Origin of the sequence: Rhodococcus sp. 1R11 (assembly GCF_004563845.1) — a bacterium.
Taxonomy (GTDB): domain Bacteria; phylum Actinomycetota; class Actinomycetes; order Mycobacteriales; family Mycobacteriaceae; genus Rhodococcoides.
This window is the reverse complement of sequence record NZ_SPNG01000015.1, coordinates 81,131-95,533: the sequence shown is the minus strand read 5'-3', so window position 1 is coordinate 95,533 and position 14,403 is coordinate 81,131. Positions and strand designations below refer to the sequence as shown.

Sequence of the window (14,403 nt, the reverse complement as noted above, 5' to 3'; positions counted from 1 at the left end):
CGCCCGAACGGCTGGACCGCGGTCGAGTGAGATCGGGACGCTGACGACGTACCCCGGATCGACATCCGAGTCCGAACGCGCTGGCTCTGCGTTCGCCGCACCGCATCGGTCCGTCGCTCGTTTTCCGGACTCATTCCAGAAAAGTCGTGCATACTTTCGGTCGGTTCGGTACCCACTGTGGCATATACCAAGGGGGGTATGTAAGTACCCTAGGGGGTATCCGACCTGATCTGGAATCGAAGTCGATGAGAAGACGGGTGCAATAGGCACCACACGGCCTGTCGTGGTTATCTCATAGGTGTGTTCAGGCAGCGGAGTCGTCAAACGCTCAGCAGTGGTCGTCGAGGCGAGCCACCGAGAGCTGGCGTCTACGGCTCACGGTGCGTTTCCCCATGGCCAGCAGTACGTGTGGCGTGGGTCAGCAGTGAGTGCGGCGTATGACAGATGATGACGTGTGGTCCGGAAAGCACGCCCGAGCGCACGATGCCCCGGTCCGCTCACTCAATGCGTCGGTGTTGCGATGGAGGATCGACACTGCACGGTCCATTCCACTGTTCGATCCCGACGACGGCGGCGACGCGGCTCGCTGTCTGGTGCTGTTGGAGTCTCCGGGGCCGAAAACGATACGTCCGGGCGGGACCAACATGTGTTCGTTCGACAATCCAGATCGAACGAACCCCGTGCTGAAATCGGTGTTCGCCGACGCGGGTATCGACCGGGTGCAGTGCGTCAAGTGGAATATTGTGCCGTGGGCAGTGCTCGATGACGCCGGTCATCCGGTATCGCCGACGGCATCCGTTCTCGGTGAGGCGGGCCCATATGTCGGCGAGCTTATGGCCTTGCTGCCGAAACTGGAGGTGGTTTTCGTTCTTGGTGCGAAGGCTCTCGATGGCTACATGCGCGTCATCACTGCATCTGCTCCCACCCGCCTCCTCCCGGTGATAGCGGCACCGCACCCCTCGGCTCGCAACGCACACGCACCGGCGGCTGCTCGCCAGCGGTTGATCAACGCAGCACTGTCGGTCGCAACGCACCTGGAGAAGGCACCTGAACCCCGCACTGTGCTGAGGTAGGGCGGATCGTGCTGCTGCTGCCTCCGACCGGTCAGTCCTGGTGGGGCTGGCGTTCGCCGGTGTCGGTGTCGATGTCGATCACCTCGTCCGGGCTGTCGGGGTGGTACTGGATGATGTGTGGTTCGGCGGCACCCCGGCGTGCACCGTCTCGATATGAGAACCAACATCCCGCGAACAGCACCACTGTCACGATCGCTGCGACGACGGTCCAGCCCTCGAACCCGCCGGCGAGGGCCGTGAGAAAGGCCCCCGCAGCAGCTGTTCCCGCCATCAGCAACAGCCAGGTCAGATAATTTTCGGTGACTCGTGCCCAGACGCGTCCGCGGCTGCCCCGTCTCGGGGTATCGGAAGTCGGTGTGTCTGCATTCGGTGTGTTCATCGTGATCGTGAGTCCTTTCCGGGGTCAGTGGTCGATTGGATCAACGCTGTTCGTTCGGTATCAGCGTTCCGAGTGGGTACTACCCGGCGGTCGGTTCAGCTGGGTTGAAAAAGTTTTCCTTGCACGCTGCCGCGGAGAGTGTGGGCGGCGACTGTGCCCCAGGCTGCGAGCAAGGCCGCATACAGTCCGATTGCAAGGGCCTCGACCGCGGCCGACCCCAGAGCGCCGCCGAGGGCAGTGGCACCGGTGACGCAGGTGCCGATGGGGAAGGTGAACGACCACCAGGTCAGTGAGAATGTCAGTCCCTTCTGGGCGGCATGGATGGTGAGGGCGGTTGCGAGGGTGAACATCAAGACGCCGAAGCCGCCCATCGTCAGTCCGTACAGAATGCCGAACACGTGCAGGCCGGTTGCGACGGAGGCGGTCTCGCCGGTGAACACCAAGGGTGCATCGTTGCCGAGCAGGTTCGCGGCGGTGATCGATTGACCGATCATGCCGAGGGTGATCCACACCGTCGGTGCTGCCTGGACCGGCGGGATTCCGCCGTGGACGAGCCGTCCGTAGATGAGCGTCATGGTCAGCATTCCGATGATCAGTGACAGCCCGAACATCGCGTAGCAACCGGACAGCATGGCCAGGCGCCATTGCCCATCCGCGATATGAGGGAGCAGCAGCGCACCGGTGGAGGCGGACACCATCGGCGGTACGACGGGCATCAACCACGCCGGGAGTGCGACGGCGGTCTGGTGATCGTGGGCGGTGATCATCAGGTAGGGCACGAGAATGCTGGTGATCAGCCCGAGGGCTGTGCCAGCGGTCCACAGGACGGCAAAAATCACGGTTGCGGGCGCCGCTCCGATGACGTCTTTGCCCAGCAGCATCGTCCCGGCACCGACGGTCAGCAGCGCCATGGGGGGTGCGCCGTAGAACTGCACCATCACCGGATGCGCGGCGTGCTCACGCGCATACTGCCGGTGTCGGATCCAGTGCACTGCGAAGGCACCGGAGAGTGTGATCAAGGCGACCGACGCTGCGATCCACACGATCGTTGCGAACACGTGCAGTCCGGGGATGTGGGCGGGCAGGGTGGCGGCGGCGTTGGCGACGATACCGGTGCCCATGACCGAGGCGAACCAGTTGGGGGTGATGTGTTCGAAGATCTGGCTCGGGTGGTCGAGGTCGGAGAGCACCGGCCACTTGCGCGGCCGCTCGGTATCGTCGCCGCGCCGAGACGTGATGGAGGAGCGGTGCAGAGCTGTCGTGGTCATGACTTCCAGCGTCCTCGCACACAGTCGTCACCGGTAGACACCGATTACCTGGCCGGTCCCAACCTCAGGTTATGACTGCGGGGATTTGAGGGCGACGACGAGCAGGTCGCTCGACGGTCCTCGCAGTTCACGGCCCGCGGGCCACACGGCACGCAGGAACCGGCGCAGGTCGAGCCCCTCTGTGTGAACGCGGGCCAGCGTTCCGGCGGCGATCTCGGCGGATACCGCGAGGGAGCTGAGTACGGCCGGTGCGAGGCCGCCGATGACGGCAGCTTTGATGGCAGTGGTGGAGGACACCTCGAGCAGTGGCGCGGCGAGTGGGCCCGCAGTCCGGAGCGCACGTTCGAGCGCGAGACGTGTGCCGGACCCGGGTTCGCGGGTGACCAGCGGTGTCGCGGCCAGTTCGCTCGCCGTGATCGTTCGTCGAGCCCATTGATGATCGGGGGCGACGACGACGACGAGTTCGTCGCGGGCAACGTCCTTCGAGTGGAGTCCGCTGGGCAGATCGGGGCTTTCGACGAATCCGATGTCGGCGCGGCCGTCGAGCACCGATGCGGCTACGTCGACAGAGTTTCCGGAGGTGAGAGTCGGTGTGATGGAAGTGTCGTGGGAGCGCAGTGTGATGAGCCATCGCGGTATGAGGTATTCGGCGATGGTGAGGCTTGCGGCGATACGAATGTGGCTGTGGCGGTCGGTGCGCAGCATTGCGATGCTCGTGGCGAGCTCGGCGGCTTCGGCGATGACGCGCTCGGCCCAGCCGGCGACCAGTTCGCCGGTTGCGGTGAGGGTGGCACCTCGCTGCCCGCGATGCAGGAGTGCTACCCCGATGCGGCTTTCGAGTGCTTTCAGGCGTGCGCTCGCCGCTGGCTGCGACATGTCATGCGCCTCCCCTGCGCGTCCGATGCTTCCCAGCTCGGCGACGGACAGCAATAATTCGTAGCTGATCAGGTCGGTCACATGGGTCGGCAGGGGCACGGTGCCAGCGTAGAGACTGCAGTCGTAGCGGGCGCGGAGCCCACAGGCGCGTTTGCCGGAAAAGTCCCCATTCGATGCTCAATGCTCGCGGGAAGTGGAACGGGGTCGCGGCACTGGATCCCGTGGTTCGTTCACCCTCACTGACGCCACCTGCTTTTATCCAGTTCTCGTCACCCAGGATTGCCTTGGTTCGTGCGAGTTGTTTCGAACTTCACCGGTGCTCTCGCAGCGTGAGCTGGGACAAGGCAGGGGATGAGTCGGACGTAGGCGACCATTCCGATCAGCTCCACCAGTGTCTGCGTCACCACGACCACGGCAGCAAGAGACAGTGCTGGTGGCAGCGCGAGCGCCAGCGGCAGAACGACCAACGAATTTCGGGTGGCACCGGAGAAGATCAAGGCCCGAGCGTCCGGGACGTCCAGGCGGGTCACTCTGGCCGTCGCCCATCCGACAACCGCCATGATGACCAGGAACGCGACGAAGATCGGCACCGCGGCAAACAGCTGGGAGCCTTCGGAGCGGACTGCGTCGATCTGCGACGCCACGACGACGGCAAGAGTGGCCATCATGACCGGCACCATCGCCGCGGCCATCACATCCATGATCTGGGTGCCGATACGCCGACGACGCGCAAGTGCTTGCGTCAGGGCCGCCAACACCAGAGGAACAACGATCAACAGCACGAACGCTTCGACGAACGGTGCAATGTCGATGATCTCCACCAGCTCGGACCCGACGAACAACCACAGGTAGAGCGGCAGGAACGCGATCTGCAACAACATCAACAGCGGCGCGCTCGCGAGGAGCCGTTCCGACGCTGCACCGGCCAACCCACTGAAGACGATGACGTAGTCGATGCAGGGAGCCAACAACACCAACAGCACACCGACGAGTACCGCCTGATCAGCAGCAACGAACCGGGTCAGAGCGAATACGACGATTGGAACGAGCACGAAATTCAGTACTACGACGCTGAGCAAGAATGTGCCGTCGCGCAGCGATGCGCCGATGGCGGAGAACGGAACCGCGAGGAACGTAGCGTAGAGCAACACGATCAGTACCGGATTGATAGCAATCTCGAACGCATGCGCCGACGACGGCGCACCCAAACCGACACCGCCACCGATGAGCAGGGCCAGCAGGTAGAGCGGGATCTGGAACTTCTCCAGCCACGCCACCACCGAGGTGGTGCTCGATATGTTCATGCGGTGCCCACCGCGGTGTTCGCTGAGATCAGCCAGGTGCAGTCCGGATTGCATGGCGTCGGCGCGTCGGGTGTGTCCCCGAGCCGGGCCAGCGCGTCGGTCAAACTCTCACGCAGAGCGGTCAATTGAGCGATCGATTCGTTGGCGTGCGCGATGTGGGACTCGATGGCGGGGCCGAGTTCGGCTTTGACTGCTGCGCAGGAGTCTTTCTCCCAGACACGAAGGAGAAGTTTGATCTCCGGCAGCGACAGGTTCAGGCTCTTGGCGGCGGTGATGAACGCCAAGCGTTGCCGAGCGCGGTCGTCGTAAACGCGGTAACCGTTCGCCGAACGGTCCGCCGGGAGCAGGCCCTCGCTTTCGTAGAACCGTAGCGTGGTCGCCGGGACGCCGGTCGCCGATGACAGCTGTGAAATGCGCAGAGCGGACATGCGCACGAGGATAAACCTTCGAGTCGGGTGGAAGGTCAAATCCTTGACCTTCCACGCAGGTGCTGGGGCTAACGTCGGGCCATGTTCCCAGCGAGACCGCGCCCGGACGTCCGGGCGCTCATCCGTCTAGACCTGACGCCTCTCAGCGAGATGAAGGCCCCGTCGGCGTGCACGCTCTCAACGGCTGACCAACCTGAGGGTATCGAGTTGTGGGCAACGATCCTCACCTGCGCTACCAGCCGCGGACGGTCGACGGCGGACTTGTATTCACCTTCCCGTCACGTAGTGCTCGGAGTCGGAGTGGGTCCGCGATCAGTCGGGTGAGGCTGCCTGAGGGGTCGGTCCGAGCCGGACATTGACCCAGTGTCGGACCGGAGGGATCGACCACATGGTCCACAGTGCGAGGAGCGCAGTGCTGGCGGCAAGAATGCTCGCGGCGACGTCGAGCGGGAAATGTACGCCGAGGTACAGCCGGGAGGCAGCGACGGCGAGCGCGAACAGCACTGATGTCGTGCGGGCCAACCGCCGGACAATTACGTGCGCCCGAGCGGTGAGCAGGACCACAAGCCCGATCATGGCCGCAGCCACCGCTGTATGTCCAGACGGGAACGACCACACGGTGTCGGGAGGAATCAGCCAGAACCGTTGCGGGGGACGGGGTTCGCGGATGCTGTATTTCGCGATTGTCGACACGACGAGGGTAGATGCCATCACTGCCAGGGCCCATGCCGCGTCGACCCGTCGGCCTCTCCACGTGAGCCATGCGGCGATACCGATCGCCACCACGATTCCGACGACCGGTTGTGCGCAGTCCGTGACAAATTCGGCGAGGGCAGTGGCCCAGCCGGCGCGATGAAGGGCGATACGGTCGTGGAACCGCAGACCCGCCTCTGTCACAGCAGTGGTGGAGGCGAGAGTGCCGGCGGCGAGCAGTGCGGCAAATGCGAGCAGAGCGGCGGCAAACGGCCGAATCCACGGACGAGCAGGAAACATAGGTGACTTTCCTTGGTTGGGTTGCGTGGGATGGACGGTGGGGTGCCAGGTGCGGCGACGACCGGTGGCGAGTAGGGCGGCCACTGCGATGACCTGGATTGCGGGAACGACGGTGAGCGACGCGGGAATCGAATGTCGTAGAGCAGATCGGTTTTCGGCTGGGGAACGGATGGCTTTGCCGCTCCGTTCGTCGATCACGAGAACGCAGACGCGCCAGTGCGCCGGCGATCCAGAGGAAGTGCACGGCGATGACGGGGTGGGCGTAACCGGAAACGTCGACGCCCAGAAGCGGCGGCTTGGTGTATGCCACCGGGCCGGAGACCGAGCGCACCATCAGCGCTGCGACCTCGTCGGATGCGGTGACCACACCCCGACGACGAAGGCGGTAGCCCCCCGCGAGGCGAGGGGGCCGGTGATCGAGCGGGCACCTTCGTAGACGAAGTCCGCGAGCATGCTGACCGTCCCGAACGCGACAACGAACCGACACGCCCCCCATCGATGGTCGTGGCGGTTCGGTGGATTTCTTTCTGGAAGCGCGCGGCGGGAACCCGGTGCGGCGGATGGGTCACCGGCGTGTTTGGGCTGCGTCACTATGCTGCCTATCGGTAGCGGGGACGAGGAGGACCGGGCGGTGGGCGTGGCGGGCGAGTGTCGCGGACACCGATTCGCCGACGGCCCTCTCCACCAGTGACATCATCCCGCCGCGGGTGGTACCGATGATGATCATCAGGGCGTCGTTGGCGTCGGCGATCGTGGTCAACAGTCGAGCCGGGTTGCCCCGCCTCGAGTAGAACGCCCAGTTCCCGGGGATGGCGGCCAGCATCGCGCATGCCTCGCGGCGCTCTTGTTCGACAGCGTCGGCGATGCGTTGTTCCCAGTCGTCGCTGTCCGGGTCGATCGGCAGGTCATCGGTGTCGACGATGTGCGCTACATGCAGGAACGCGTTCAGTCGACCGGCAAGGTCCATCGCGTAGGTCAAGGCAGCGTGGCTTGCTGGGTGCCGGTCGAACCCCACGACCAGGTGGCACACCGGTTCTACCGAGGCGGCGGGGCCGTCCACCTGTAGCGGAGCGCGCCAGTCCCCTAGGTCGTCGCAGGAGGCGTGGCTGGGATCGTCCTCGGTCATTGTTTTCTCCTCATATTGTTTTCTCCTCATACGGAAGCCAGGACGAGACCGGCACCGCCGGCGACGACAGTCACCAGCAGGGTGCCGACCGCGTTCAACACGCCAGCGATGTACTTCTGACGTTGGATCAGCCGCACCGTCTCGAAACTGGCGGTGCTGAAGGTGGTGTACCCGCCGCAGAAACCGATGCCCACGATCAGCTGAAGTTCCTGGGGTAGTCCGTGGAAAAGGATCAGTCCGGTGACGAATCCGAGGAGCAGTGATCCGGTCACGTTGATGATCGCTGTCGCCCAGGGAAAATCCGACGCCCGGCGGTGCCTGATGGCCCCGTCGAGCACAAAACGGACGATCGCCCCTGCACTGCCCGCGCAGGCGATCCAGAGTGTCGTCATTGTGTTGCCTCCGCGGGCCGTGTCCGCAGTCGCGCGGCGATCGCGATTCCGGCGGTGGTGGCGACCAGACCCACCAGTACGGTGCCGGCCGCGTAGCTGCCGGCGGCCCACCACTGATGGCTGCGCAGAAACAGATCGGTATCGACGGCCAGTGTGCTGTAGGTAGTGAACGAACCGAGCATCCCGGTGCCCACCAACAGCCGGACCCGCTGCCGCCACCCTGTGTCCGGGCCCAGGCGAGCCAATCCCTCCAGCAGCATTCCGAGCAGGAACGCCCCGACGATGTTGATAGCGAAGGTCGTCACCGGCCAGCCACTCGCGGCAGAGGAACACCACAGTCCGAGTTGGTATCGGAGCGGGGCCCCGACCAATCCACCGACACCGACGGCGGCGATCGCGGACGCTCGCGCATGCAGCGGGCTTGGGGGCGCACTGTCGGGATCGACCGGTAGGGTCGGATTCGGGTCGTGATGGCCGTTCATGGACAGACTCCTTCCACTCAGGGAAAGGAGCCATCAGCCCCAGGGTTGGGGCGGTTCAGACAACCCCCTACGGGGCGGTCTCGGCGGAGATCCATCGCCGGACACCACTATAGCCTGACCAGGGATCGACCCAAGCAGATCCGATGTACGTTCGAGATTCTCGGTCAGCAGGCCGAGGTGTCTATGTGCCAGCGCTGCAGCTCAACAACCGAACCCGGTTGTTGAGCTCGACTAACGGCCACGACGGCACCGGCCACGACGGCACCGGCCGTGCAACGGGTCGGATTGGACACCTGTGTTCGCGTATCAAGCCCGGTATTCCCGATCCGCCGACCACCGCGATCTTCTCAACACGGGTACGTGGCACACGGCGTCACCAAGACGCTGAACATTTCGCCGAACACAGCATTGTCGTCGAACTCAGAGCGGGCACCAGGCTCGGAACCGAGGTTCATTGCCACGCCGCATCGACACGCAGTCGACTAGACCACACTCGAACATGAACTGCGCCACCCAATTTAACCCCACTGCAGTAGGTCGAGAGTGAATCGGGATACTTCGAATCGAACGCATAGAACGTCTGGCGCACAAGCGCACTCAACATACCGGTGACGAGCTACGTCAAAGTCAAAGACTCCAAGGGAACACACACGACGTGTCGAGGGCAATCATGTTCACTGGTAGATCGAGGACTTTTCGATCACAGAAGCTGTTCTATATGGTGGTTGTACGCGTAGCTCGGCGGGATGAATGCTACTGACCGGCGCTCCCGTGTGGTGGGTAAGTGCAGTCGTCTTCTGAACTAGTGCAGTCGTCTTCTGAAACTGACAATCAGCCGATCCGTCGACCAGCCGTTGAGTAGTGCCAAAAACGTACGCGAAACCCGCGCATGTCAAAACATTGAAACCGATGAGTTGTGGCACAGTGAACCATCGTGGGCCACAAATACGGATACGCCAGGGTCTCAACCGCCGAACAGAACCTCGACCTACAGAGCGACGCCCTGAGCGCCTTCGGCTGCGAACGCATCTTCACCGACACCGCGAGCGGATCCACCACCACCCGGCCGGCACTGACCGAACTCCTCGACGTCCTTCTGCCCGGCGACGTGCTCGCCGTCTGGCGACTCGACCGACTCGGCCGCAACCTCCCACATCTCATCGAACTCATCGCAGACCTGAAAACCAGGGGAGTGGCGTTCGCGTCGGTCACCGAACAGATCGACACCACCACCGCCGGCGGAGAACTCACCTTCCACATCTTCGGGGCCCTCGCCAGCTTCGAGCGCCAACTACTCCGCGAACGCACCCACGCCGGCCTCGCAGCAGCCCGCGAACGAGGAAAGGTCGGCGGCCGCCCACCTGCACTCACGGTTACGAAGAAGCGGGAGGCAACGCGAATGCGGAACCAAGGCAACACAATCGGTGACATCGCCGACGCACTCGGGGTCAGCAAACGCACCCTCTATCGCCACTTCGAGAAAGCCGCACACCAAAGCCGGACTGGAGTTTCCAATGACGCCCACTGAGATTGCAGTGTGTTCCCTGATAGTTGCTGTCATCTCACTGGTGGCAACAGTCAGCTTTCAAGTGCACAACGTCCGCAAATCGCGGAGAGAAGTACGCGAAAGAATGCAGCGACACGTCGAAGCTGTGACCGTCTCACCGACGCACATCCAGAGCGCGGGCGAAGGCGTCGTGCGAGCCCAGAGCAGCGTCACAAACCACGGGGACAGACCTATCACGGCCGTAACCTTGTGGGTCGATAGTCAGTACGTCAAGCCTGGTCAAACGCCTTTCACTGGCGCACACACCGTCGAACCCGGAGCGACTCTGAACTACGACGAACTCCTTCTCGCGGAGCCCGATCCCTACCCGGTCGACGGTAACGACAAACTCAGAGCGAACGTCGGCTTCACCGACTCGGACGGCTACGCATGGCAGAAGTGGGCCGATGGGCACTTCCAAAGCCCACTCTGGGTTGGACCGTATCGAGGTCGACTACCCAAACGGCTTATGCGTGTTCCGCTCGTGGCGAAGGCCGAACTCAGGTGGCGGCGACGCCGGCACCGACCACCGACCCGGCAGCAGAGGCCTCCGCATCGGCCGACGGGAACGTGAGCGGTCGACGCTGACGTTACCGCCCACCAGAAAGAGGCTGCCCCTCCACTCGCTATCGAACGAATGCGCGAGAAGTGTTGTGTAGAGGCACATATGGAGTGCGTACTTGATGTGGGACGGTGCGTCTGAGAGGCGTTGCGTCCCCGGCATGCCGGGTACCCGTAGCGGTCAGTCCAGTCTTCCGAAATCCACCCCATTGTCGTCTTCCGACTTGGGCTTCTCGTCGAACGAGTACGCGGCTGGGCCGCGAGATCCCGAACGAAACGGCGAGATTTTGTGGGTATGAGACCCCGCTGTGACGATGATGGTCTTCGGGGTGCTCACCCATTCGATGACCGTCACCGGACCCATTCTCAGCACCGCGAGCTCCTCGCCGTCGACGGCATGCGCTTTCACCCCGACTGCGGGCGGCAAAGAAGTGATCAGAACCCACCAGGTAGGTCCAGGTGCGTCACCGGGCCACACCTGCTGTTTCAGCTCGAAGGGAAACGACTCCGGGTCGGTCGTCGAAAGGTCGGTCGTAGAGCCCCAATCCAGGTCACTGTCGACGGCAGCGGCCGGCACCACGCGCATCGTGTCGTCGTCACTGCGGTACTGCGCGACGAGTCCGGACGCAGGGAGGAGCAACGTGTAGTCGGCCATCTGAACCAGTTCTCCATCCGAAGGTCATGCACAGGTGTGGGATGCGACCACGATCTTGTCGCATCCCACACCTGATTGCTAGAACGAGTGGTCCCCACCGAGTGAGTCGCCGGACAAATGGTCCGCCGGCCGGAACCGGTAGATCGTCGCCTGGCCGGCGGGCGGGCCGTCCCGGTGCGCGACGGGGCTACGCACGTAGAAGTACCAGAAGCCCTGCTGGCCTTGGATGCTCACGCTGACTTCGGCGCGAGCATTGTGGTCGTAGTTGTCGTTGTCGCGCAGAACCGCGCGGCTGGCGCACGAGCAGGACCGCAATCCACCCGGGGCAACCGAACTCTGGTTGCTGTAGATCTTGAAGTCGAGCTCGCTGCCGGCGTCGACGACTCCCTCTGCGCCATTCCACAACGACACCAGGAAGAACGCCGACGTCGTCCTCACCGACGGCCTGATCTGGAACTTCGCCGACGCACACGCGATCATGCGTCAAACCGGACACGCCACCCCGGGCCTGGTCGAAATCTATGCCCGCGAGAACGCTCCGCTCGTCGGCAACGCCGTCACCGAACTCGGTCCGTGACGGCCGAGCGCAACTCCATCCGATGCAACTAACGGCATCGCTGACGCGTGGCATCGAGATCAGGACCAAGTGAGAAATGATGTGTATCGAGCCGAGCATCCTCTCCACACGTCCGAACCGATCGGTTCACGTTGCGCCAGTGTTACGTCGGTCGAGTCCGGGCGGGTTCAACCGGTTCGAGCAGAACAGTCTCGGGAGTGCGGACCCGTAGATTTTCGCCGGACGGGAAGAGGGCCTATCCCCACAGGGATCGTCGCTCGGTGTGGGTGAAGGTGAAGATGGTTGCCAGCAGGCTGATGGCTGCGGTAACCAGGAGTACTTGAGGTCCGGTGATCACGACACCGATCAGAGCCCCGGCTGCACCTCCGGCTGCGAAGGAGCCGAGAAGCATTGCGTAGCAAAGCCAGTCGAGGTAGGTACCGCCTCCCAGTAGGTGTCTCTCGATCCCTTGGCCCAGTTTGACGACGGTGCCGGTGACGTAGCTCAGGGGAATGTAGGTTTCTTCTCGTTTCGTGAATGCAGTGTTCAGCGCGCCGAGGGCGAACGCAACCAACAAAATGGGATAAAAATCTACGCCGTCGGACGACCAGCCGGAAACTCCGATGTCGATGAGTCCTGCCACGGCGAGCGCGATGGTCGTGACAACCGTTGCTCCGTGCGGGTGATTTGACCAGTATCGGCGGCGGCAGATCGACGCGATCACCACTCCCGCCAGAAAGGCACCCATCAACGCCAGTGCGGCCCACGGCGATGCGCCGGGTGCAACGGGCTTTCCTTCCGGACTGCCGAAATGGCCGATGACGGCGCGTTCGGTGTTGCCGGTCATGAACGTCACGAAATACCCCGCCGAATGCAGAAATGCGACAGCACCCACCATTCCGGCCAGCGCGGACAGTATCCACGACAGTCGAGCCTCCGCGCCGATGGCTGTTTCGCGGCTGAGCGCCACAAAAGATGTCATGTTTCGAGTCTCCGGGCTGTGGACGGTGCCGCAAGTCGATGAGGTGCAGCTCACTCGGTGGCTCTTCGGTCTTCGTATTCACTTCGGGAGCAATCGAACTGCCGCCTGGCCCTCGCCTGCCGACGACAGTGACAAGCCCACCCAGGGGTGTGATTTGCGTGCTCACGCAACACGAACTCGCCGCCCAACCGCGCGTGGTCAGTTCCATCCCTGGGCATGTTCGGCGGTTCAATATTGCGCCAGACCGGCGCAGCACCCCCGGGGATGGTCGGAATCTGCTCTGGCGGGAAACGAGTTTTGAGTGTTTCGACTCAGCGGTGTCGGTGCAGGTGGGTAGCGTCATTGACCGTGTCGCCCGAACGCAGCGCTACTCCGCCGAGCGGTTACCGCTACGAGTGGTCACTGTTTGCCGACTGGTGCGCCGCAACCGACGTCGAGCCACTCCCTGCCTCGGCTATGACGTTGGCGCAGTTCCTGACCGGTAATCCAGCCAGTGATCCTGTGCAGCTCCGCAGGGTCGCCGCGATCAACCGCCGACATCTCGATGCCGGTCACACCCCGCCCGGGCGTGCGGCAGCGCTGCGTATGGCGCTCGACTCCGGACGGACCGCACGCGTGGCACGTCGCGCCGAACACTACCGGGAACTGGCCACAGCGCTGCCCTTCCTGGGATCGACGCAGGCGCTGTTCGGCCGCAGGGACGCAGTTCTACTTCTGCTGTCCGGAGCTGGCCTGTCGCACAGAGCTATTGCGTCGCTCGATCGCTCGGACATCGCAGTCGACGGCGATGGTGTGTGGATCGATGGGCGGCACAGTATCTGGATCGCAGCCGATGAGTCGGAAGGCTTCAACCCCGCCGAGATCTGGGAACGCTGGCGTACTGTCCTGCGGTTCTCGGATCGCTACCCCTCGACGGCACTACTCACAGAGCACGTACAGGGGGACACTTTTCCCGATATGTCCAGGTGGCCGGTGCGTCCAGGCCCCGTCGCCGTTCCGATCGACCGGTGGGGTCACATGCCGTTCCCCGCCGACCCGATGACCCCGGCAGCGGTCGGGGCGGTCATCGCTGCTCACCGCTCCGGGCGACCGCCCCGGCACGACCCGCGCCCGCCCCTGTCGTGGCGACGCGGTCGTGGCGAGCGGGAAACGGACGTGACCGTCCCACCACCGCACCCGGTGTCAGCTGCACCAGGCTCGGACTACTACCGAATCGGTGTCGAAGCCCGCGGCCGTGCCCACGCCGCTCTGGCTGATGTGCCTGACCTCGTCGACGATCTCGAGTATCGAATCGAGGCTCTGATGCACCGCACCCTGGAACTACTAGACATCGAGCCGGACGCCGAAGCACCCATCGAGTGGGTTGGCGAACAGTGACCGACACGGACGATCCGCCAACGCCAACGCCAACGCCAACGCCGAAGTCCGTACGCCGACGTCACGGTTTGTCGGTGCCGGGTCGTCCCGCCGCGGGGCCTCGTTTCTTGATCGAGCGCGTGCGATCGACTGCTTCGATGTCCGCATTGATGGTTCGGCGAAGCTTCCTCAGGGTCAGTGCCGACAGCGGCAGGCTTGCTGCAAGTGCGCCAAGAAGAACCAACACGAAGGAAATGTCAAGGCTCGTCAGCGCGTCGACGGCCAAAAGTACTCCTGCGGCGACACACACGAAGAGCAGGCGTGCACCGTTGTACGCCAGTACATGAAGGGCAAGCTGCCCGCGAGCAGTTGAGGGTGCGCGGAACACCGGCATGGGCCGTCCTGTCGTGCGTAGGGACTTTCTTG

General features: G+C 63.6%; 16 protein-coding genes and 1 riboswitch. Of the genes, 3 read left to right on the top strand and 13 right to left on the bottom strand.

Going from position 1 to position 14,403, the window contains the following annotated elements:
- The first annotated feature begins 437 nt into the window (after positions 1 to 437).
- Complete coding sequence (locus tag E4P29_RS22635) at positions 438 to 1,073, top strand: uracil-DNA glycosylase (RefSeq protein ID WP_051364861.1); 636 nt, start codon at positions 438 to 440, stop codon at positions 1,071 to 1,073.
- A gap of 31 nt (positions 1,074 to 1,104) precedes the next feature.
- On the opposite strand, the gene E4P29_RS22630 is transcribed toward E4P29_RS22635, so the two are convergent.
- The 9 genes from E4P29_RS22630 to E4P29_RS22585 form a co-directional block, all read right to left on the bottom strand.
- Positions 1,105 to 1,452: a hypothetical protein gene (locus tag E4P29_RS22630; RefSeq protein ID WP_051364864.1), complete on the bottom strand. Its 348-nt coding sequence runs from the start codon at positions 1,450 to 1,452 to the stop codon at positions 1,105 to 1,107.
- A gap of 95 nt (positions 1,453 to 1,547) precedes the next feature.
- Positions 1,548 to 2,720, bottom strand: coding sequence for a TDT family transporter (locus E4P29_RS22625; protein WP_080729195.1), 1,173 nt, complete (start codon positions 2,718 to 2,720; stop codon positions 1,548 to 1,550).
- A 69-nt stretch (positions 2,721 to 2,789) separates the two neighbouring features.
- Complete coding sequence (locus tag E4P29_RS22620) at positions 2,790 to 3,695, bottom strand: LysR family transcriptional regulator (protein WP_230074817.1); 906 nt, start codon at positions 3,693 to 3,695, stop codon at positions 2,790 to 2,792.
- Positions 3,696 to 3,865: 170 nt separating this feature from the next.
- On the bottom strand, positions 3,866 to 4,876 hold the full coding sequence (locus E4P29_RS22615; protein ID WP_027494241.1) for a bile acid:sodium symporter: 1,011 nt from the start codon (positions 4,874 to 4,876) through the stop codon (positions 3,866 to 3,868).
- A gap of 20 nt (positions 4,877 to 4,896) precedes the next feature.
- Positions 4,897 to 5,328: a MerR family transcriptional regulator gene (locus tag E4P29_RS22610; RefSeq protein WP_027494242.1), complete on the bottom strand. Its 432-nt coding sequence runs from the start codon at positions 5,326 to 5,328 to the stop codon at positions 4,897 to 4,899.
- 312 nt (positions 5,329 to 5,640) lie between these two features.
- The gene (locus tag E4P29_RS22605; protein WP_051364869.1) at positions 5,641 to 6,519 is read right to left on the bottom strand and encodes a phosphatase PAP2 family protein; all 879 of its coding nucleotides are present in this window, start codon (positions 6,517 to 6,519) and stop codon (positions 5,641 to 5,643) included.
- 367 nt (positions 6,520 to 6,886) lie between these two features.
- Positions 6,887 to 7,447, bottom strand: coding sequence for a universal stress protein (locus E4P29_RS22595; RefSeq protein ID WP_027494243.1), 561 nt, complete (start codon positions 7,445 to 7,447; stop codon positions 6,887 to 6,889).
- A 26-nt stretch (positions 7,448 to 7,473) separates the two neighbouring features.
- Positions 7,474 to 7,839 carry a fluoride efflux transporter CrcB gene (crcB, locus tag E4P29_RS22590; RefSeq protein ID WP_027494244.1) on the bottom strand — a complete coding sequence of 122 codons (366 nt, stop codon included), beginning with the start codon at positions 7,837 to 7,839 and terminating at the stop codon, positions 7,474 to 7,476.
- Positions 7,836 to 8,321 carry a CrcB family protein gene (locus E4P29_RS22585; RefSeq protein ID WP_027494245.1) on the bottom strand — a complete coding sequence of 162 codons (486 nt, stop codon included), beginning with the start codon at positions 8,319 to 8,321 and terminating at the stop codon, positions 7,836 to 7,838. Before E4P29_RS22585 ends, crcB begins: the two co-directional genes overlap by 4 nt.
- A gap of 17 nt (positions 8,322 to 8,338) precedes the next feature.
- Positions 8,339 to 8,429, bottom strand: a riboswitch (Fluoride riboswitch).
- 826 nt (positions 8,430 to 9,255) lie between these two features.
- Between E4P29_RS22585 and E4P29_RS22580 the strand changes: the two genes are divergently transcribed.
- Positions 9,256 to 9,849: a recombinase family protein gene (locus E4P29_RS22580; protein WP_057479451.1), complete on the top strand. Its 594-nt coding sequence runs from the start codon at positions 9,256 to 9,258 to the stop codon at positions 9,847 to 9,849.
- A 760-nt stretch (positions 9,850 to 10,609) separates the two neighbouring features.
- On the opposite strand, the gene E4P29_RS22575 is transcribed toward E4P29_RS22580, so the two are convergent.
- The 3 genes from E4P29_RS22575 to E4P29_RS22565 form a co-directional block, all read right to left on the bottom strand.
- On the bottom strand, positions 10,610 to 11,083 hold the full coding sequence (locus E4P29_RS22575; RefSeq protein ID WP_032382580.1) for a hypothetical protein: 474 nt from the start codon (positions 11,081 to 11,083) through the stop codon (positions 10,610 to 10,612).
- A 78-nt stretch (positions 11,084 to 11,161) separates the two neighbouring features.
- Positions 11,162 to 11,563 (bottom strand): hypothetical protein, encoded by a 402-nt coding sequence (locus E4P29_RS26130; protein WP_057479449.1) that lies wholly within the window; start codon positions 11,561 to 11,563, stop codon positions 11,162 to 11,164.
- Positions 11,564 to 11,895: 332 nt separating this feature from the next.
- Positions 11,896 to 12,621 (bottom strand): YoaK family protein, encoded by a 726-nt coding sequence (locus E4P29_RS22565; RefSeq protein ID WP_048320416.1) that lies wholly within the window; start codon positions 12,619 to 12,621, stop codon positions 11,896 to 11,898.
- Positions 12,622 to 12,969: 348 nt separating this feature from the next.
- Between E4P29_RS22565 and E4P29_RS22560 the strand changes: the two genes are divergently transcribed.
- Positions 12,970 to 13,998: a hypothetical protein gene (locus E4P29_RS22560; RefSeq protein WP_053068873.1), complete on the top strand. Its 1,029-nt coding sequence runs from the start codon at positions 12,970 to 12,972 to the stop codon at positions 13,996 to 13,998.
- A gap of 61 nt (positions 13,999 to 14,059) precedes the next feature.
- On the opposite strand, the gene E4P29_RS22555 is transcribed toward E4P29_RS22560, so the two are convergent.
- A complete protein-coding gene (locus E4P29_RS22555; protein ID WP_008720486.1) occupies positions 14,060 to 14,371 on the bottom strand; it encodes a DUF4229 domain-containing protein in 312 nt (103 codons plus the stop codon).
- Between the last annotated feature and the right edge of the window lie 32 nt (positions 14,372 to 14,403).